Source organism: Enterobacteriaceae bacterium Kacie_13 (genome assembly GCA_013457415.1).
GTDB lineage: Bacteria > Pseudomonadota > Gammaproteobacteria > Enterobacterales > Enterobacteriaceae > Rahnella.
In genome coordinates this window covers 950,441-970,631 of record CP045665.1, presented here as the reverse complement: position 1 = coordinate 970,631, position 20,191 = coordinate 950,441, and the positions used below count along the sequence as shown (strand labels likewise).

Sequence of the window (20,191 nt, the reverse complement as noted above, 5' to 3'; positions counted from 1 at the left end):
CAGACCATAACTCGCGAAAAACTGTCATCTTCACCATGGAAAACCCCGCAAAGCATTTTTGTATTGTTTGCGTATCACCGATTCAGAAATATCGCCATCAAGGGTGACGTCGGGGTATTTTTTTATTTCGAGATGATTCCATACCTGATATCCGAAGGCCTGCAGAACAAAATTATCCGCAATAATCTGCGCCTGCTGCTCCATCGGATATTCACATAACAAACGACCATCCAGCGTATAGCGATAGCTGACCAGCCAGCTTATCAATCCCCGACCCATCACATTCATGCCTCTGGCCCGTTGCCAGACGTGGCTCATTTCATGGATAAACAAATGCTGCATATCATCGGTCGACTGCGAAAAATCATCATGGTACTGGTTACGAAAATACAGCTCACCGTTCGGTGTCATTGCAGTATCTGCATTCTGCAGATTAAAAGGCAGATAGCTGTCTTTATGGATCCAGACTTTGGGATATTCAATGCTGGACGCAAACACCGACTGTGCCAGTTGTATTTCGCCTGTCGTCAGTAACCTGATACCACCTTCTTTTATTTTGTCCTTATCTTGGTTTTTCTCAGTCATGACCAAATTCCAGCACTATACCTTCATCCTCACTCCACCCCAGGGTCAGTGAAGCCGGTTTTTGCTTGGCCGCCATATGGGTAAGCAGCTGCTGACTCAGCACCGGCAGGATTTGCTGATTCAGCAGGCTGTCGACGTTACGCGCACCGGTATCCGGCAGCAGGCAGGCGGCGGTCAGCGCATCAAACAGGCTCTCGTCAATATGCGTGGTCAGGCCGTAGTGGCGGTGCAGGCGTTGGCTCACCTGGCCAAGCTTGATTTCAACAATGGTGCGCATGGCGGGCTCACTCAGCGGGCGATAAATCACGGTCTGAAAACGGGCCAGCAGCGCGGGCTGGAAATGGTCTCGCAAAATCGGGCGCAGCAGTTCCTGCAGATCGGCTTCGGTCGCTTCCGGCTGTTCGTCCAACAGCTGCATGAGGGGGTCGCTACCGAGGTTGGCGGTCATCAGAATGACGGTGTTGCGAAAATCAATTTCTCGGCCTTCACCGTCGCGCATGAAGCCACGGTCGAATACCTGATAGAACAGGTTCATCACGTCACGGTGCGCTTTTTCCACTTCATCGAGCAGCACCACGCTGTACGGGCGTTTACGCACCGCCTCGGTCAGAATGCCTCCCTGGCCGTAACCGACGTAGCCCGGCGGTGAACCTTTTAGCTGCGAGACGGTGTGCGGCTCCTGGTACTCGGAGAGGTTGATGGTGATCAGTGATTTTTCACCGCCGTACAGCACGTCGCTTAACGCCAGCGCGGTTTCGGTTTTCCCGACGCCGCTCGGCCCAACCAGCAGAAATACGCCCTGCGGACCGTTCTCAGAGGTGAGGCCGGTTTTCGCGGCGCGCAAACGCCGGGCGATGGCGTTCAGCGAGGCATCCTGCCCGACCACGCGTTTTCCCAGCGAGTTTTCAAGCGTCAGCAGGTCGGTCTGCTCGTCTTTCATTAATGATGACAGCGGCACGCCGGTCCAGTCGGCAATCACGTTGGCGACGGTGCGGGTATCGACATCAATCTGAATTAATGCAGTGTCCTGTTGCAGCTGGCTCAGTTGCTGTTGCAGGCTGTGAATTTCTTCCTGCCGGCTGATGTCCTGACGGCAGGTCATCAGCTGTTCCGCCAGCGATTTTTCTTGCGCGAAACGCTGTTGCTGCGTCTTGATATCCGCATCGAGCACGAGGCGCAGTTTTTCAATGGAAGCCAGTCGCTCACCGTGGGAATGGCCGCCGACGGCGATATCTTCCAGCAGCGCCTGCTGCTCCAGCGCCAGTGCAGTCTGCTGCGCCCTAAGGTGCGTAATGCTTTCCGGCACGGTATCGAGGCTCATGCGAACCCGGGCGCTCGCGGTGTCGAGCAGATCCACCGCTTTATCGGGTAACTGACGGCCGGTGAGATAACGGCGGGAAAGTGTCACGGCGGCGCGCACGGCATCGTCGGTGATATGTACGCCGTGGTGCCCGGCATAGCGGGATTTCAGGCCCCTGAGCATCAGGCAGGCGGTGTCGTCTTCCGGCTCGTCTACCTTCACCATTTGAAAACGACGCTCCAGTGCGGCATCACGTTCAAAATATTGTTTGTACTCAGACCATGTGGTGGCCGCAATGGTGCGCAGTTCGCCACGGGCCAGCGCCGGTTTCAGCAGGTTGGCCGCATCCGCGCCGCCGGCCTGATTGCCGGCCCCGATAATGGTGTGGGCTTCATCGATAAACAGCAGAACGGGGGTAGGTGACTGCTGTACCGCCTCAATCACGTTTTTGAGACGCTGTTCAAATTCCCCCTTCACACCTGCACCCGCCTGCAGCAGGCCGAGGTCGAGAGTGCGCAGGCTGACGGCTTTCAGGCTTTCCGGCACGTTGCCCTCGCTGATCCGTAGCGCCAGCCCTTCCACCAGGGCCGTTTTTCCGACACCTGGCTCACCGACCAGTATCGGGTTGTTTTTACGACGGCGGGAAAGGATATCCACCATCTGACGGATTTCGATATCACGCCCGAATACCGGGTCGATACTGCCCGCTTTCGCTTTGGCAGTGACATCAAGAGTGAATTTATCCAAGGCGTTCTGCAGCGCCGGGTTAAGTTCACCTTCCGCCGTTGCCCCTACCGGGCGCCCGACGAATTCAACGTCTCCGCCACGCTTCTGTGCCAGCTCTTCCTCCCGCTGCATCTCCTCTCGTTCATCCGATTGCGCATCAAGCAGCGGGCGCAGTCGCTCAAGCTGGCTCTGCCCCAGAGTCAGTAGCGGCCACACCCCGTCACAGCGCAGCATTTTTGGCATGTCAATCATTGCTGCCAGCAGGTGTGCGCTGCGGATGTGTTCACAGCCTTCGAGCGAGGCAACCATCCACGCTTGCTTCAGTAACGCATGAAGCGTGTCTGACAGTTGTGGCCGCCCACGCACGGTGCGCGGCAGGTTGTCCAGCCAGCCGAGTAAGTCTTGCCACAGCGCATCCATGTCCCACTCATAACGGCGTGCTAACACCGTCAGGTCGCCTTCGCCCTGTTCCAGCAGTTTCAGCAACCAGTGCTCGGGTAAAATTTCCGCGTGGGCGCGGGTCTGGCACAGGCTGGCGGCACCGTCTAACGCACGGGCACAGTAAGGATTAAGACGACGTAACAAGGCGGCTGAATTTTCCATAACTCTCTCTTTTGTCTTTCCAGGCACGCTACCGCCCTTCGCTATTCCCTGACTATCAGGGACCTAAAGCGCATAAGGTCAGGGGCATGGGGTGATGTATTTTTTGCTAAACGCCCGCACAGCAGACGTTCAGCAAAAAAAATTGCGGACAGAAAAACCTGCCCGCATCAGGCTTACGCTGTGGCGCGTTCGTTCCAGGAATCGGAATGAATGATGTTGCCGTCTTTGTAGGTCCAGGTGATTTTTTCGTAGCGCAGCTCAAGCTGCTCAAGATGGTTGTGTTTTTCGTAAGCCGGGTCTTTCACGTCATGCATTACCGGATTGACCTTCACCACCTTCACGTTTTCGAGTTTGGTGTTGAAATACTCCACTTCCTGACCTGCATCGTTAATTTTGTACCACTTGAATTCTGCAGACTTCAGGGTCTGACCGGTGGTCACCGCCTTGTACAGGTACGGGCTGGAGGAGTCGATTTCCTTGGTGAACAGGAACGGCGTGTGGATACGGGTGCCGGTCAGCTTGCCGGTATTGTTGTCGGTCGGAATATAGACGTTGTGCTCCTGAGCCACCACTTCGATGCTGCCTTCGCGGTCTTTAACGTCAACAGACCCTTTAATGTCCGCGCCGCCGTCGTCTTTCAGCCAAAGATAAACAGGAATTGCCATGATTTATTTCTCCATTTTTTGCGTTGAAACGTCACGTTCATCCGGTGACGCTGGTTTTGTATCGGGTATCCGACAGGCATCGGCCTGCGGTACCAGACTGATTTCGACACGCCGGTTAAGCGCTCGCCCCTCCGGGGTGTCATTGGTTGCGACCGGGCGGCTTTCGCCATAGCCCTGCACTGCAAAACAGCTGTCCGGCACATCCCCGGTGTCGCGCATCCAGTCACGTACCGCTTCGGCACGCTCACGGGAAAGTCGCTGGTTAAGTCCGGGGTTGCCGGTGTTATCGGTGTGGCCAGCGACCACAATCAGCCAGCCCGGCTTTGCTTTAATGCCGACCAGCGAATTGATGAGCATTTTGGTCGAGCCGGCTTTCAGTGCCGATTTACCGGAATCAAACAACGACATGCTGTCGAGGCGGAGGGTCTTTGGTCCCTGGATGATGTTATTGATCACCGGTGGCGGGGGGGGAGGCGGTGCCCAGTCATTGATGGCGGCCTCAACAGGCGGAACCAGACGCTGCCCCTGATACAACCCAAGCCTGTAGCGCAACGGTTCGCCGCGGCGCTGCCAGCCATCCAGCAGTGCTGCGTCGGCGCGCAGACGCTGCTGTGCACGCAGTTTTGGCGCAACCGGCTGACCGGAAAGGGGGGGATACTGGGCCAGATGATCGCCGACATTGCGGATAAGACGCTGGTTATTCACCCAGGAAGCCAGCATGGCCAGAGCAAGGAAAATTCCCCCCAGCAAGCCGGCATAACGCCAGAACACCATCCGGCGACTCAGGCCCCGACGGCGCGGCAGCGCAGGTAATAGCAGTTCAGGCAGCGGCAAAAGCGCTTCTGAGTCCGTGCGATCGGGAGGCAGAGCCGTCACGGCGGCGATATTTTGTTGCCAGAGATTGTTGCTCACCCCCTTCACTGGCACCATGCACACCCCTTGAGCACAGAGCTTCATGGCGGGCAGTTCACCCTGGCGAGCAGACAACTGACCGTCGACAGCACAAGCCTGCCAGCAGAGCAGGCTGTCCAGCCACAGTCCCTGGCTCAGGCGGGAAAGATGCCCTGCGGTATCGTTTTCACGGGCCCATTCGTCCAGCGTCAGATTGCCCTGCCCGGGCTGATGGACCCGGATACCTTCCTGCCGACAGGTGGTGGTAAACCAAACCGCATCGGCACAGGCCGCCGCCGGAGGCGATACCCAGGTAACGGTCCACAGCGGGGGAATACTGCCAAGGGCAGAGCGACACTGCACCACGGCACGTTGCCAGCCTCGCAGGGCCTGAGTAAAATCATCAATAGAGGTGTGATGCTCAGGCAGTACTGCCAGCAATACGGAGACCTGTGAAACCAGCGCCGGGCGTACCTGGCTCAGGTGCTGTACCAGCAAAGGGAGCTGCGACGCATCCTGGACCCACAGGTACCAGCCCTGCCGCGTTTCACGGTGACAGGTCCCGGGGGCAAAGAGCGCGGCACTGTCGCCACAGGCCAGAATGACGGCCCCCTGAAAATCTTCCGGAGGCAGGTTTTCATCTCTCATTTCCCTGACGGCTTCAGCGCGTGCCTGAGATACCTGCCACTGACGCCAGAGCACGACGGCGCACACCAGGATCACCAGCAGACCCAGTGCAACACGGCTTCCTACGGACAGCGGCCAGAACCCCAGGATTAGCCACAACGACAGAACGGCACCCAGCGTTGTTAACAGACTCCGGTAAACATCGCGCATCGCTTACCCCGGCCTGACGGTCTGGCTCACCAGTTCGGTGAGAGAAGACGAGAGGAAAAACCAGAGTGCAGCCAGTACCACTGCCCCGACGGCCCAGAACAACCAGTATCCGCGGCGGCCGCTGCGCAGCCGGGAGGCCCGGACCACAATCGGTGCATCCTGTGTCAGCGTAAAGGGTGGTACCCGTTCGCCGAGCGCTCTGACCACATCTTCACGGCGTTCATCGTCCTGAGCACGGTACTGCCCGACAAAGCCCAACTGAAGCGTGCGGTACAGGCAGGTCAGCACCGCCGTGTCCGGCGCGGTTTCCTTGAGGAGGTGGCGGATACGTTCCCAGAGTTCTTCCCCGGCATTGAGCGTGCTAAAGAAATGCGCCTGCAGAGGGTCACGACGCCAGGCCAGATAGCCGTCATCCGGGGTCCCGCGGTTAAGCACGCTCTCATCGAGCAGCGCACACAGGGCATACACCATGTGATCACGGCTGATATCACTGAATCCGGCCTCTGTCAGTGCAGTGCGTGCGTCCTGCACCAGACGGCAGGCACGGCGATACAGCTTCTCACCTTCGCGGACTTCCTGCCCACCGCGCAACTGACTGGCCAGCAACCAGCCGGGATAGAAAATACGTTCAATTTGGCTCAGACTGGATGTATTCATGACCGCAGCACCGCAAAGAGTTCGAGGTTCACATCCCCCAGAGAGCCCGGGGTGTAGAAGGTACAGCTCCCGGCTTCCAGCATCGCCCGCGCGGCTTGTGTATTCAGGTCCAGCGAGAAGTACTGATTTTCCAGACGTAACGGAATGGCGGCGGGAACGTGGGTAAGCGGGGTGATGACCATGCCACTCAGGGCCGCATTCACCACATCCGAGACATCGTCAAGACTGCCGGCTTTACACAGCATCGGGAATTTGACCTGCAGCTCGTGATTTGGCATGGACGAACGCACGGAGAGATAGAAATCCGCGCCTTCGCGCAGGCGCGCATCATGCAGGGAGCCTTTCCAGATTTGGTCGTGATGTTCAAGCCCAATGCTGACCACCCGCGACGGCAGGCTGGCTTCCAGCAGTTTGTCCAGCAGGGTAAGCAGGGGCGGGAACACCTGTTCGGGCGCCTCATGCTGGTACGCCGGAACATCTCCGGCATCGTGTTCCAGCGAAAACGTCAGCAGGCTGCCGGCAAGACGCGTCAGTTCCCGGTATAACAGTTCCGGGTGACGCGACGGCGTCTGCAGCAGCTCCGCCAGTACCGGTTCAGCGCTGTTCAGGGCGTTAAGCAGCCAGAACAGCGACACGTCGGCCACCGCAAAATCGGCCATCCGCTCATTGCTCTCACGGCGCATGGCCATCAGACGGCGGCGGCGGGCCTGCAGGCGCACCAGCAAATCGCCCAGTTCAGCGACCAGCCGCGGGCTGGCAGATAAAGAAAGGAGCGGTGGAATGAATGCCGGGTCGCGGCTCCACAGCCCCTGAGCATTACGCACCAGGCGGGCAACCGGGCAGGTTAAATACGCTGTATTTTCCTGACTCGATAGCCTCAACGTGATGGCGTTACGCAGGATCGCCAGTTCGCCACTTTCATGACCTGCCAGCTCCTGTACAACGACACGTTCTGCTTTCCAACGGCGCGGACGGTCGCTGTCCAGACCATTGTCCAGATTGCCCCCATTCGCGTTCATCAGCGGCAGCGCCACCACCACGTCAACGGCATCGCTGCCAGCGGCTGATGAGAGGTTACAGACCGGCGGAAGATTATCCGCAAGGCTCGAATCCACCACGGTACCGTCCTGAAAACGCACGATCATCCGGATAGCATTCAGACGCGACAGCGCCAGTGCTGCATCATCAAACTCTGCCGCCACCACGCCCCAGGGATGTGCAATCCCCATTCGTGCGACGGTGTCGGCAATATGCGCGTTCCAGCTGGCCTGTTGCTGAAACTGTTGCGGGGCCAGTGCGGCCCCGTCTTCCCAAAGCGGGCGATAAATTTTCATCCCTGATAACCCCTGCCTTATGATTTGGCTTTTGGCATTTGGGAAACCAGTGACAGATTCACGTCCATGCCTTCTACCTGAAAATGTGGCACGGCGTAGAGTTTCACGCGGAAGAAGCCCGGGTTGTCTTCAATGTCTTCAACGGTCACTTTCGCATCGCGCAGCGGGTGAGACGCCTGCAGGTCGTCGCCCGGATCGGTCATTTCAGTGACCAGACCACGCACCCATGTGTTGAGCTCCAGCTCCAACAGGCGACGATCTTTGGTGGTACCGATGTTTTCACGCTGAATGAGCTTCAGATAATGCGCGATGCGCGACAGTAGGAAGATGTACGGCAGGCGCGAATTGATGCGGCTGTTAGCCGTGGCATCGGCAGTGTCATACAACGCCGGTTTCTGGGTGGAGTTAGCGCTGAAGAAACAGGAGTAATCCCTGTTTTTATAGTAACTTAGAGGAATAAAGCCCAGATTCGCAAATTCAAATTCTCGGGTTTCCGGGATCATCACCTCAGACGGAATTTTCACCTGGTTGCCGGTGCCCAGGTCGTAAAGGTGGATTGGCAGATCCTTCACTGCACCACCGGCCTGCGGGCCACGGATTTGTACGCACCAGCCGTTGTTGATAAAGCTGCGCACCATGTTGGCTGCAAAAGCAAAAGACGCGTTGGTCCACAGGTATTTGTCGTGGTCCGGGCCCTTGACTTCCTCAACGTAGTTGAAGCTGCGCACCGGTACAGTGTCAGGACCGTACGGCAGGCGGCCCAGCACGCGCGGCATCACCAGACCGATATAGCGGGAATCATCCGTTTCGCGGAAGCTCTTCCACTTGATGTATTCTGCACGGTCAAAGTAGTTGCCAATGTCCTTAATAGCCGCGACCTCTTCCATTTTATCCTTAAGGAAAAATTTCGGACCCGCGGAACCGATGAACGGCATATGGGCGGCGGCGGACACTTTGGATATATTACGCAGCAGCGCCACGTCCTGCGCAGAGGCATCAAACTCGTAGGCTGAAATCAGCGCCGCAATCGGCTCTCCGCCCGGAGTATCGTATTCTGCCGTATAGGTGTGCTGGTATAATCCGCTTTGAATAATCTCCGGCGCGTCTTCGAAATCCTGACGCAAATCGCCTTTCGACAGGTCAAGCAGCTCGATTTTAACGTTCTGACGGAAGTCGGTTTTATCTACCAGGGACTTCACCCCGCGCCACAGGGATTCTACCGACTGGAAGGCCTCGTGGTGCATGACTGCATCCAACTGACGGCTTATCTGAAAATCTAGCTGAGCGATGTGGTGGTCAATCAGGTTTTTGTCCAGCTTTTCAATTTTTGAGCCCGCTTTACTCAGGCACTCTAAAAATACCTGCATACCGGCGGTCAGACGCTCATCGGCAGTGGCATCCGACATCGCCTGATTATCCTGCCAGATATCCAGCGCGCTCAGTGTTGATACCGGGTTCAGGTTGATTTTTTCAAACAGGGACGCGTACACGCCGCCCGCTACCGGGCGCTCCAGCACGATACTTTCACCGCCGGCAGTATTTTCATTTTTCACAGACATCAGCATTTTCTCTTCGTTAATCCGTTAAACATCAAAACCATCAGGCTTATTTGGGTGCCAGGGCAGACAGCTCACTGCGCAGTTCCGCGCTGAGCGCGGGGTCGAGCAGGATTTTTTCCAGTTCTTTACGGAAGGTCGCGTTGTCCAGGAGGTTGGCTTTCAGGTCGCGCAGCAGGTTGCGCATAGCAAGCATGGCTTTCAACTGAGGGATTTGACGGGCGACCTGTTCCGGCTCGAAGTCTTTCATCTGAGCGAAGGAAAGGCTGACGTTTTCTTCGCTGCCGTCACCGGCCAGGGTATTTTCAACGCAAAGATTTACAGAAGGAGAGAAGTCAGCTAACACACTGTCGAAATTATTTTTATTAATGTTGACCTTTTCACGCTCAGAAACAGCGCGCTGTTCAGCGCCATTACTGTAATCACCCACAACGACCAGCTTGAGGGGTAATTCAACTTTCTTTTGACTTCCTCCCGTGTGTAAATCCAATTTTATGTTGACGCGCGCTTTGGGGATCTCAGACTGATAGGAGTTAGACATGGCTGTCCCTGTTCTATGGAGTAATAGAAATGGTCAATGCCAGCGAGAAATGACTAAGAAAGGCTTACCCTGCCAAAAAATCTTCCCTTTTACGCCCTCCGACGTAAAGAAAACCGGGGTCAAAAGCGAGCACATTCCATTTACTGGCGAGCATGACACGGTATTTATAAGCCTCAATCTGAAATGAAAAATTTCGGATAAGTGCCAATTGAAAGGAGTGTAAAAATATTGGCGGCGTGATGGGAAATTAAATTATGTAACATGATGCTACAAGTGGTTTATTTAACAAAATCAGATCATCAATTTGATTTATAAGACTTTTCTTACAACAGCCCCTACAACCCATATGGAATAAGAGTGCGAGGAAAATGATCAATTTGACGTAGGGTTTAAAATTACGCAGAAAACCCACAAAACTCATGAGGGATTTTATTTTTAGTTTTTTATTAAAAATGAGATCTCATCCGTAACTGGACAAACGGATAGATAGCGATCGGCCTCAGGAGCAATATTTTTTGCTTAGATGAGACTTATTGATGTTCGCCGGGGGTAGGGACAATGTTGATGGTGTGGCTCACTCATATCTCTTCCCGCAGTGAGAGATATGAATCCCATAGACACGGCGCAGAAAGCCTGAAGTGCACCGACAGCCATTACCTGACCTCATGTGAGAAATGTGCCAACAGTTGTGGAATGAAGCGTGCTGAAAATGATCGGGCTTGCTATCTGGTTGGGAACCTTTGTTCTATTCCTCAGGCTGTAAGGTGATCCGGTTCGGATCCAGAATGACTGCCGGAAGGGTATGGGTCTGAAAAGCCTCCATACATGCTGACATATCCCCGAGCACCCTAAACTCAACCAGCTCAACAAGTTTGCCATCATCTGAAAACCCACGCGTCAGCGCCGACTTTTTTACCAGCAATGCTGCACTGTCGTCGTATTCTTCGGCCAGAGCGTCCTGGTCCCAGTCATCATCACTGACCGCTGCATTGGCCCAGCCCTGAGATTTTAGTTGCTCAATGGCGAATGTCAGCCGGTAGAGATCCGACTGTATGGGAACCGGCGCGATACAGGATCCCCACAGATATTCCAGGCGGTTAAGTAAGCTGGCGGCGATGCCTTTGTTGCGCCCCAATGCTAGTAACCCCGCAATATCGGGTGCAACGGTACGCGGGAAGCGCTTTTGCTTTTGTGCCATGGCGAGCCAGCGCAGTAAAAACGTATGGACATCCAGCGGGGATATGGCCCGACCACCTGCGCCCGAACTTCTGGCCGCAGCACTTTGGCACCGTTCCCCGATGGATACTGCTCGAACCCAAAACCTTCACCTGGCTGGACCGCCTGTGTGCGGACTATCACGGCGACTTTTGGGATTTTTATACCTTACCCAACGGCGGCGCGTTTAGGGTCCCAGGCACGGAGCAGGACTATGCACTGTTTAACGAGCTTAACGGCAACGGGGCCACGGTCAGTCGTGAAGCCGCAGGCATTATCGCCTGCCTGATGACATACAGCCACCACGCCTGCCTCACAGAGCACGACGACATGACCACGCATTTCTACCGGCTGCGGGAGTACGCCCTGCACCATCCCGAAAGCCGGGCCATCTTTACCCTGATTGACTGAGGTAAACGAAAGGGATCGGCTTGAATAACCACGACTTGAAGGCTCATCGCACAGGCTGCCATACCGAAAGCCTGACCCACAATTGTCAATCACAGGAATAAGACATGCAATATCAAACCCAACAGCGCGTTATCCAGATGGCGCTGACCCTGCTCGAAAAGCAAATGAAACAGAAATCAGTGGGGTTCAGTTCTACCATTGAAACAATGCATTACCTGCGGCTTCAGTTGGAACAGCTCGAACGTGAGGTGTTTATGGTGCTGTATCTGGACAGTCAGCACCGCCTTATCACCAGCGAGACCACCTCAATGGGCACCATCAACGCCACCGCCGTTTACCCAAGGGAGATTATCAAAACAGCGCTCGGGCATAACGCGGCCGCCGTCGTGGTGGCACATAACCACCCCTCGGGCGTGGCAGAGCCCAGCGACGATGACAGGAAGGTCACGAAGCGGCTCACTGAGGCGCTGTCGCTGGTTGATATCCGGGTGCTGGACCACATAGTGGTCGGCCACGGTCAGGCGGTGTCATTTGCAGAACGCGGCTGGCTGTAAGGTCGAATGATGGCGGATACCCTGTCCGACAGTGAGAAAGCCTATGGCCGCCTTCTTGCTGACGACGACCTTTGCACCGAATGTTATTACCTCATCCATTACCCGGGACGGTTATCGCTGTGCAGCCGGTTAACCGGCACAGAACGCTGGCCCTGTGCCATAAGCGCCGACAAAGACACGCTTTACTGTGAACGCTTTACCGACTATCGGGGATAGCGATATTAGCCTGATGGTGTGATCCCTTCCCCATAACCTCAAGGAATCCTGAAATGACTCTACCACTTCCCGCTGTCACCCAGCCGACTGTCGTCCCTGTGAGTCCGCATTGGGGGCTGAGGAACAATATAACTCCGTGCTTCGGTGCCCGCCTGGTGCAGGAAAGCAGCCGTCTGCATTACCTGGCTGGCCGGGCAGGCTTCTGCGGTGAATTCAGCGCAGACGACGCCCTGCGGCTCGACCAGGCATTTCCACTGATACTCAAACAGCTGGAGCGGATGCTGGTCTCCGGTGAGCTTAATCCCCGCCATCAGCAACGCGCTACGTTGTATCATAATGGCCTGACCTGCGACGCTGACACCCTCGGATCGCACGGGTATGTGTACCTGTCCGTTTATACGATACCGTCTGCGGCAACATGAAATTCCTCCACTTATCTTGCAGTTACCTCAACACATTCCCTGCCTTTATTTCTCACGCATAGCGAGATCACCACCATGAAAATTTCAACCTCAGCGGCACCGTCAGCGGTGCCCGTATCGTCATGCCCGTCGCCCGTGGCCATTTGGCAGCAGCTGCTGACGTACCTGTTCGACCGCCATTACGGCCTGACACTCAACGACACGCCGTTCCACTATGAATCCGTGATAGAGGAATATATCGATGCCGGTATTGCTTTGAAAGATGCGGTGAACTTTGTGGCTGAACGATATGGCCTGCTGCGCATTGACCGCAGCAGCTTTTCTTTCACAGAGCAGCCGCCGTTCATTTCCTACGTCAACATTCTTCAGGCGCGTCGGGCCACCGGCCTGATGACGCAAGAAGGATATAAAGAGGTAAGCATCCTCAACCAGGGCAAAAGGACCACCGAAGGCAGGACAAATGAAAATCCCCGTTAATGCCACTGCGAATGCCGTCAACGATCACCACGGGACGCTTCGTATCGCTGATGAACCCGGAAAATCATCGTTGAAAGTACGCTACCACCGGCGGTCCGCATTACCGGTATCCAATGCAGCACCGCTCATATCACCCTTGCCGACAATACCCTGCTATTTCATGCTTCGCATCAGCGGGAAGAGTACGGCGCCGCAGAGTGGATCCACTTTTCCGGCACAGGGTATCTGCTCAGGCTCAGCGCCTGGGAATATCCCGTACTGCAGCTGAAACGCATGGGGCTGTCAAAACCCTGTCGCCGACTTATTGTCATGCTCATGCAATTACACGGGATCGACTTGCTTCACCTGGATGCGGCGGGCGACGTGCTGCCGACATTCGCGACCTTTGACTGGTAGCCCTTGGTTGCAACACCGCGCCATTTTATCCTTCAAACCTTATCAACAGCACAACAACACCCGTCCTTGCCCGACGGGTATTTTCGTTTATGGAGAAAACAAATATGCAGGCAGAACCCGAAGTGTTAACCGAGCACACCGACGTGATTTGCTCCACCAGCATTGAACGCATTGTCACCGGACGTAATACCGCGCTGACGCAAATTGAAACGCTGATCCACCAGCTTGACGATATCTCGACGCTGACCCGGAGTATCGGTGGAAAAACCGCCCTGGACTGGGCTATGAAGCAGGATTTTCGCTGTGGTTGCTGGCTGATGGAGAAAACAGAAACGGCGATGAAAGTTATCGCCCGCAATATGGATCGCGGTATATGGCGAGACCTGATGAAGAAATCGGAAATGCTGTCGCTCATGGACGCGCAGGCCCGTGACCAGTGGGACAGAAATCTTGAAGGGGATGAAATCCCTGCCATCAGTGAAGCCAACATACTCAGTACCTTTGAGCAGTTGCATCAGAGCAAAGATGAGGTATTTGAGCGAGGGATTATCAATATTTTTAAAGGGCTGAGCTGGGATTTTAAAACCAATAGTCCCTGTAGCTTCACAAAGAAGATTATTATCAACAGCCTGGTGGTTTACAACCGTTGGGGCTACAGCATGTGCGGGGGATGCCGGCGGGATCAACTAGCTGACCTGGAAAGAATGCTGCATTTACTGGATGGAAAACCCATCCCGGACAACCGGGGCGATGTCACTACCCGGTTGATGGATCATGTCAGTTTACAGAAAGCATCACATATCTACGAGGACGACTACTTTAGTATTCGTTACTTTCAGAAAGGTACTGGGCATATCACCTTTAAAAGACCGGACCTGGTTGATAAGATGAACGACATCGTGGCGAAACATTATCCTTCCATGCTGCCTTCTCGTTCCTGAGTTTACGTCCCTTATTTCAACAGCAAATCGGATCGAGGGTACAAATGAGGGCACAAAAAAAATCAAATTAAATATGGCCATTAATAATCAATGGGTTAGGTTGACAAATCGATTCCGAGTCCGGCACCAAATTTAAAGAAACCCGCCTATGGCGGGTTTTTTGCTTTCTAAGATACGGACTCTCCATCGAACTCCGTTCGATTATTCGTCTCATCCTGAGACTCCCCTCTTCGGGGCCAGCGCAAGCGCTGTTCATTGGTGAAGCACGGGCAAATTCAACCTCGCTAATGTTGGTCAAAGCAGCCTACGCCCAGTTGATGATAGCGGCCAAGTGCAACGATATACTTTCTATTATTCAACCGGGCTTTTGGCCCGCTCCAGGTCTCCCCTGGTAACATAAAAAACTGTGTTGAGCTTTCATCGTCGCCGTTACAGCCATTTTGTAGGATAACCCTAAAGAAAGTATTACCCGTATTACGGATTACCCCCTTCATTTCATCTATATTGTACTTAAGATGGGTTTCCCGAGGGCGAACAACCAGAACCGTGCTCATAGCTACCACCGGGATGATATCCAGGTCTTTTTGCTGCGAACGCCACGGGAAAAGCGCCACCGGTGTTTCTTTAAAAATCACTCGATAGTAGCGCTCTACGTTATCTTTAGGCCCACGGTAGTAGAGTTTGAAATACTCTCGCCCGTCTGGCTGGAGAGTAAATTTTAGCGGCGACCAGACTAAGTCTCTGTCTCCGCCTATTATCGGTGTTTCATTACCATTTCCCGGCCGGGAAATTTTCCATGCTGAAAGGGTATAAAGATTATTATTTAGAGTGTCATTGATGATGGGGCGTGAAATGAAATCCTTCCTGGCATCCATTTCGTAGATCATTGAACTGAAATATCCCCCCCACGCAGAGAGGGTGAATAGTCCGGTCGAGATAGTAAGACCCCACGCCATGATCGTCGATACCATTTTCATCATGTCTCCTTAGCGGTCTACGCCTATCCAGGTCGCCGTCACCTTGACTTCTCCGCTGGCGTTGACGCTCCCCATCCAGTCATGGCCATCGACAGTTAATTTAGAGCGAGCATCGTCCATTGGGAACAGGAGTTTCAACGTCGTGGCAAAGAATGATCCGCTATCAACGTTGGCGTTCCAGGCGGTTTCTACCCAATTCGCCTGAGTCATATCAACAGGTGCTTCGCTACAGCTGTTACGCACTTTTTGTTCCGCCCCGGAAACGGCTATCCACGAAAGATAGGCAGGGATCGGGACATTAAGCGTCCCATCTGATGAACTGAACAAACAATACGGCACACCGTTTATGGTCGTTGAATCTCCCACCACCTGAGCGGTAATGCTGTCGGCCATGCGTGCAGCAGAAACCGTAACCCTATACTCGAACTCGATAGGTGTGCTGCTGTCAATTTTGCCGGAAGCCGTTGGTTTTGAACTCCCGTCGCTGGCGATAATACTAATGCCGTACTCTTTTGGCGTAATATTAATCAGCGTTGAAGGTGTAAATTGATAATAGCCCGATTGCGGCGTGACTGAATTATCAAAGTAAAAGGTAAACAGAGCATCTTTATTCGTTAGATCGCTACCGGCCTTCAGCACTTTTTGAAAGAAAGTATTGGATAGGAAAACATATACATATTCACCGGTTGTGGTGAAGACTTTGTTATATGTTGTGGAGCTCGTATAGTTATACCAGGTGGCGCCATCACCGCTAAATCGCACATCAGCAGCGGAAGGCGAGAAGCCTAACAGAGCCGTATCGACAACCATCTGGAAATCAAGTGACGCAGTGAGCCTTTCCGTTTCTTGCAAAGAATAGGCAACCATTTTGCACACCAGACCAGTATCTCTGCCAGCAATGCTTACCTGGCACAAATCGGAACCAATACTAACGCTTGGCGTTCCGTCGCTGGCGATCCATATTTCGGCCATCGAGCCGGTATTTCTCAGCGTTAGATGTCCAACTTTATTTAGCGTCATCGTGTAGTTACGCCAGGTACCACCTGTGGTGAGATCCTTACAGCGTTCACCGGATGCAAAATCATAATCGACATTTGAATTCATATAGCAGAGGTTGAAATCAAATACATCGCTGGAACCTACCGGCTGGCTGCGGAAATACTCATAGGCTGCAGGGCTCAGCGTTCCGGCACCATAGCTGCCGTTTTCTACGGAACTACCGGCCATCGCATGATAATAACCATCGTTATCTATAACGTCTGGCGTGATGTAGCCAGATGCGGGGCAGGTCGCCCCCGTTGTCATACAGCGAATTCCCAGGAAAGGACGGGAAATGGGCGAATTGGTGAGCCACAGGTCGTGATAGCGGTTGCCATAGCTCCAGCCCGAGTTCCCCATATATCCCAGGCTACGCTGTCTCGTTTTGTATTTTGTCCAGATATTTGAGCCGCTGAAACGAGGGGACAGAGAACCCGAAGTAATAAAGTATTCTTTATCGACATCGTTATCGATAAACAAATAGGTGTTATTACCGCTGCCGCCGTTAGACGGGGTTAACGCCAGAGCGGGTGATACCCATATTCCACCCAACACCAACAGTAATAATGCATGCGGCTTAATAAACATTGTCGACGACTCCTGTCCGTGATGCTGTTCGTTGTTGAGTTTCGCAAAGCACTTCGCCAATCCACTCGGCCCCTCTGGCATGTGCCAGATCAAGGTCGGCCTCGCAAACCCCGCCATTGGCATCCTGCAGCGTAATAACCGGATAACGCTTATCGACGTCCATAGCAAACTCACCGTTATTATCGGTACGCGTCTTACCTATGTGGTTATGAATATCTGTGTTGGCGTAGTAGCGGCCCTGGCTATTCTTCACGCGCCCAAAAACGGTAACAAGTTGCTTTATCTCAGGGTTTATAACGCCAATATTTCCGGGGTAAAGCACAACCTTGCTGCGCCTGCCGCTCACAATATTAACGCTATCTTCAGAGTTCTTATCATTCATTAACTCGACGTTATATTCAGCATAAGGCGGCAGGTTAATGAAGTTACTCTTTCCGCTGAGCACATAATTCTGTCCGTTGATCTGCGCAAGCATCTTGCCTTTTTCGCTGAAGTTGGTATTTACCACCAGGCCTGATGATTGCGCCCCTTTACCGAGGTAAAGATCCTTTTGCGACCAGGCAATGCTGCCTTGAGAACTCAGACTGACGTTGGAACTATGGTCGGAAGAGCGGCTTACCGATACCGTGCCAGTATTATATTTGGTGTCATAGCTGGCAAAGCCGTTGGCCGCATAGTTGTCAGAGGTGTAGCTATTATCATCATTATTATTTTGCTTAATACGTTTCGAGACGGAAGCTCCCGTCTGAGTGATGGCCCTATCCTCGAAGCGTTTACGCAAGGTAGCGTTAGCCAGCATGTTGCCATTCTGGCTTGATATTCCGGTACTTAGCCAGGTGGAGAACGGAATAGAAATATCGATATTGATATATTTGTCTCGTACATTACTGTTGCTATCGTACTGATAGCTCTGGATACCAGCCCGCAGAGAGACAGACGCATAGCGGTTAGAGAACAGCGATTGATCGTAATCCACGTTGGTGTACGTGTTGTTGATATATTTATCATTCGTTCTGCTGACCGTAAGCGTACCAAGGAAGGGGGCAATTTTACGTAAGTTAGCGGTTGCACCAATGGTGAAATAATCAGCTTGTTGTACCGGAAGACGATCTCCGATGTGACCATACTGACGTGACCCCCAAATATTGCCGTAGCCGCCGGGAATGTTGAGGTTCAGGGTAGAAATCCCCTGCCAGCTGCTGTCTGTTGCCAGCAGTACCTGCTGGTTAAAACTAAAGGAATTACTAAAAATAAAGTTGGCTTCAGTTTCATTAACACCGTTGTTATCGAAGCCGTACAGAGTTGTTTTCAGATTGGTGCCTGACAACCACGGCTGGCTAGTCGCCGCCGCAACGCCCGTTATCCACGTGTCTTTTTTGCCGTAGTTAATGTTGTTGTGTTGGCGATAATCCATCTTGTTATAGTCAAGCGCTCCGCCGAAGAGTTGCCATGACAAATTACCCGTCACGCTGGAGCTTCGGGCATAGGTTTTATTAATGTTTGCGGTTCTATTGCTTACCACCCGGCCATTAACTATCACCCGCACGCTAACGTCATAGATCCCAAACGGTAATTTTGAAGTATCGATTTCATAGCTCCCCATCGAAAAGTTCTGGATGCTAAGCAGTTTCTCATTACGGTAAACGTGTACTTCACCAGCAGCGGGCAGAAAGACCGTAATTGGCGTCAGTGAGAGCGTATTATCTTCAATTTGTGAACTGCTTTTGTTGCCGAAGCTCATACCGTAAATTCGGCTGGAGTTCAGCGCGCTCATACTAGCGATTGATTGCAGGTTCCAGGTATCAACCATTCCCATAGCAAAGCGATGCCCCTGATAATCGCGCTCGTACATGGTGCGATAAAGCTCACCCTTCTGGTCGGCAGTACCAATACCGTACACGGAACCATTAAGATTCAGGTGATGTTCACGCAGTGACCAGGTGTTATCAAGCGTCAGAAAGCTGCTGGCATTATCGGTATTCGCATACTTGTTGTAGTAGCTACCTATAGAGTAATTGAGCACACTGGAAAGCTGCTCAGAGGTTGACTCCCCCAGCATATTTGAGCGTGGAATGATCGCTGCCTGCATCGCTTCACGATTGACAGTTAGCTCAATATAAAAGGAGCGAGTATCAAGAGACAGCGATGCATCTTTATTTAAATAAATGTTATTGCCGTCACCAATACTTTTATTTTGTAGCGTCGCTAACAGCGTTTTTACTTGTGAGGACAGCTCTGTTTTTTCTTGAAGCTCGATTAATGTGACTTGATTTAATTGGAATTCATTGTTTTTGATTGTCAGAATCGCATCAGCAATTTTTTGTTGGCTACGTTCTGTATTACTGACGCCTGCATAGCGGATGAAAACGGGCACGGTCATTCCCTGATATAACGCATTGGCAAAGATAGCGGGAATAACATAATTATTAACTCTTACCGGCGTGGTTGGGGACGCTGTCCAGGCTTGGTTTACCGTTAATAATAACCCAGCAAAAAGAGTCCCTTTTACATACCCCAGATTATCCATAATATTTCTCAGTTTACATTTATATATTGCTCACCCTGCCAGATGCCAATGCGAGTTTTGTTATTGGCCAGGTCGGTATGTTTTACTTTTACGCTGATGCCCGGCATTATGTAATATCGCTCACGACATCCTTGACCAGTATCTCTGCTTTTATCCCGACATGGGCCGTAAGAAATCATGCGGAAAGAGGCATTACCCGTATTGGTTACGGTATCGCCATTGCGGATGTAATCAAATTTCTCATTACGCGGTGTAACAACCAGAATTGTGCTAATAATTGCCGATGTTGTCGCTTCCCCTCGTTTTTTCTTCTCACCAGCACTAAATTCGGTCACGGGCTCATCAGTCCATGAAAGTCGATAATAACGCTCTTTATTATCTTTTGGGCCTTTGTAAAAGAAACGGAAGTTTTCTTTTGCGTTACCGGGAAGAATTAAACTCGCAGGTGTCGACAGGAGTTCCGATTTTGACTCCATCGGAATAATCTCTCCACCGGCCATTGGTGAAGAAAGTCGTTCAACCTTCACGCTAACATAGCGGGCGGTGTCCGTGGTATTAGTAATTTCTTTTACCAAGGTAGTGGCGTCTGATGCCATCATAGATGTCACTTCGCCAACGTTTACTGCATAAACAGAAAGTGATGAAGCCAGCAGGGGGAGCGAAATTAACAGGGATTTAAATATCATGGAAAATCCTTAAAAGGAGGCTATGCCTCCTTTTTCATACTGAATATA

The 20,191-nt window shown here is 52.7% G+C and carries 20 protein-coding genes; 7 read left to right on the top strand and 13 right to left on the bottom strand.

Annotated features, from left to right (window positions below; all coding sequences use genetic code 11):
• Nucleotides 1-30: 30 nt before the first annotated feature.
• The 9 genes from GE278_04355 to GE278_04315 form a co-directional block, all read right to left on the bottom strand.
• The gene (locus GE278_04355) at nt 31-585 is read right to left on the bottom strand and encodes a type IV secretion protein Rhs (GenBank protein QLK60063.1); all 555 of its coding nucleotides are present in this window, start codon (nt 583-585) and stop codon (nt 31-33) included.
• Nucleotides 578-3,214 (bottom strand): type VI secretion system ATPase TssH, encoded by a 2,637-nt coding sequence (gene tssH / locus GE278_04350; GenBank protein QLK60062.1) that lies wholly within the window; start codon nt 3,212-3,214, stop codon nt 578-580. Before tssH ends, GE278_04355 begins: the two co-directional genes overlap by 8 nt.
• Before the next feature lie 173 nt (nt 3,215-3,387).
• Entirely contained in the window at nt 3,388-3,879 is a 492-nt protein-coding gene (gene hcp, locus GE278_04345) for a type VI secretion system tube protein Hcp (GenBank protein ID QLK60061.1), read from the bottom strand.
• Nucleotides 3,880-3,882: 3 nt separating this feature from the next.
• Nucleotides 3,883-5,607: an OmpA family protein gene (locus GE278_04340; protein ID QLK60060.1), complete on the bottom strand. Its 1,725-nt coding sequence runs from the start codon at nt 5,605-5,607 to the stop codon at nt 3,883-3,885.
• 3 nt (nt 5,608-5,610) lie between these two features.
• Nucleotides 5,611-6,264, bottom strand: coding sequence for a DotU family type IV/VI secretion system protein (locus GE278_04335; protein ID QLK60059.1), 654 nt, complete (start codon nt 6,262-6,264; stop codon nt 5,611-5,613).
• Nucleotides 6,261-7,598 carry a type VI secretion system baseplate subunit TssK gene (gene tssK, locus GE278_04330; GenBank protein QLK60058.1) on the bottom strand — a complete coding sequence of 446 codons (1,338 nt, stop codon included), beginning with the start codon at nt 7,596-7,598 and terminating at the stop codon, nt 6,261-6,263. Before tssK ends, GE278_04335 begins: the two co-directional genes overlap by 4 nt.
• Before the next feature lie 17 nt (nt 7,599-7,615).
• Nucleotides 7,616-9,163: a type VI secretion system contractile sheath large subunit gene (tssC, locus tag GE278_04325; protein QLK60057.1), complete on the bottom strand. Its 1,548-nt coding sequence runs from the start codon at nt 9,161-9,163 to the stop codon at nt 7,616-7,618.
• Nucleotides 9,164-9,203: 40 nt separating this feature from the next.
• On the bottom strand, nt 9,204-9,695 hold the full coding sequence (gene tssB / locus GE278_04320) for a type VI secretion system contractile sheath small subunit (GenBank protein QLK60056.1): 492 nt from the start codon (nt 9,693-9,695) through the stop codon (nt 9,204-9,206).
• A gap of 745 nt (nt 9,696-10,440) precedes the next feature.
• Nucleotides 10,441-10,893 (bottom strand): DUF2913 family protein, encoded by a 453-nt coding sequence (locus GE278_04315; GenBank protein QLK60055.1) that lies wholly within the window; start codon nt 10,891-10,893, stop codon nt 10,441-10,443.
• Here GE278_04315 and GE278_04310 point away from each other — a divergent pair.
• From GE278_04310 to GE278_04280, 7 genes are all read left to right on the top strand, one after another.
• Nucleotides 10,830-11,321: an antirestriction protein gene (locus GE278_04310; protein QLK60054.1), complete on the top strand. Its 492-nt coding sequence runs from the start codon at nt 10,830-10,832 to the stop codon at nt 11,319-11,321. The genes GE278_04315 and GE278_04310 overlap by 64 nt on opposite strands.
• A 104-nt stretch (nt 11,322-11,425) precedes the next feature.
• On the top strand, nt 11,426-11,875 hold the full coding sequence (gene radC / locus GE278_04305) for a DNA repair protein RadC (GenBank protein QLK60053.1): 450 nt from the start codon (nt 11,426-11,428) through the stop codon (nt 11,873-11,875).
• Nucleotides 11,876-11,881: 6 nt separating this feature from the next.
• Nucleotides 11,882-12,091 (top strand): hypothetical protein, encoded by a 210-nt coding sequence (locus GE278_04300; protein ID QLK60052.1) that lies wholly within the window; start codon nt 11,882-11,884, stop codon nt 12,089-12,091.
• A gap of 53 nt (nt 12,092-12,144) precedes the next feature.
• The gene (locus tag GE278_04295) at nt 12,145-12,513 is read left to right on the top strand and encodes a type IV toxin-antitoxin system YeeU family antitoxin (GenBank protein ID QLK60051.1); all 369 of its coding nucleotides are present in this window, start codon (nt 12,145-12,147) and stop codon (nt 12,511-12,513) included.
• A 75-nt stretch (nt 12,514-12,588) separates the two neighbouring features.
• Nucleotides 12,589-12,990, top strand: a complete 402-nt coding sequence (locus GE278_04290) for a hypothetical protein (GenBank protein QLK60050.1) — start codon at nt 12,589-12,591, stop codon at nt 12,988-12,990.
• Nucleotides 12,991-13,056: 66 nt separating this feature from the next.
• A complete protein-coding gene (locus tag GE278_04285; GenBank protein QLK63186.1) occupies nt 13,057-13,386 on the top strand; it encodes a hypothetical protein in 330 nt (109 codons plus the stop codon).
• Between the two features lie 104 nt (nt 13,387-13,490).
• Entirely contained in the window at nt 13,491-14,327 is an 837-nt protein-coding gene (locus GE278_04280) for a DUF4942 domain-containing protein (protein ID QLK63185.1), read from the top strand.
• A 284-nt stretch (nt 14,328-14,611) separates the two neighbouring features.
• On the opposite strand, the gene GE278_04275 is transcribed toward GE278_04280, so the two are convergent.
• Genes GE278_04275 through GE278_04260 form a run of 4 tightly spaced genes read right to left on the bottom strand, consistent with a single transcriptional unit; the run spans nt 14,612 to nt 20,143 of the window.
• Nucleotides 14,612-15,283 carry a molecular chaperone gene (locus tag GE278_04275; GenBank protein ID QLK63184.1) on the bottom strand — a complete coding sequence of 224 codons (672 nt, stop codon included), beginning with the start codon at nt 15,281-15,283 and terminating at the stop codon, nt 14,612-14,614.
• A gap of 30 nt (nt 15,284-15,313) precedes the next feature.
• Nucleotides 15,314-16,930, bottom strand: coding sequence for a fimbrial protein (locus tag GE278_04270; GenBank protein ID QLK60049.1), 1,617 nt, complete (start codon nt 16,928-16,930; stop codon nt 15,314-15,316).
• A complete protein-coding gene (locus GE278_04265; GenBank protein ID QLK60048.1) occupies nt 16,920-19,457 on the bottom strand; it encodes a fimbrial biogenesis outer membrane usher protein in 2,538 nt (845 codons plus the stop codon). Before GE278_04265 ends, GE278_04270 begins: the two co-directional genes overlap by 11 nt.
• Nucleotides 19,458-19,465: 8 nt before the next feature.
• Nucleotides 19,466-20,143 (bottom strand): hypothetical protein, encoded by a 678-nt coding sequence (locus GE278_04260; protein ID QLK60047.1) that lies wholly within the window; start codon nt 20,141-20,143, stop codon nt 19,466-19,468.
• Between the last annotated feature and the right edge of the window lie 48 nt (nt 20,144-20,191).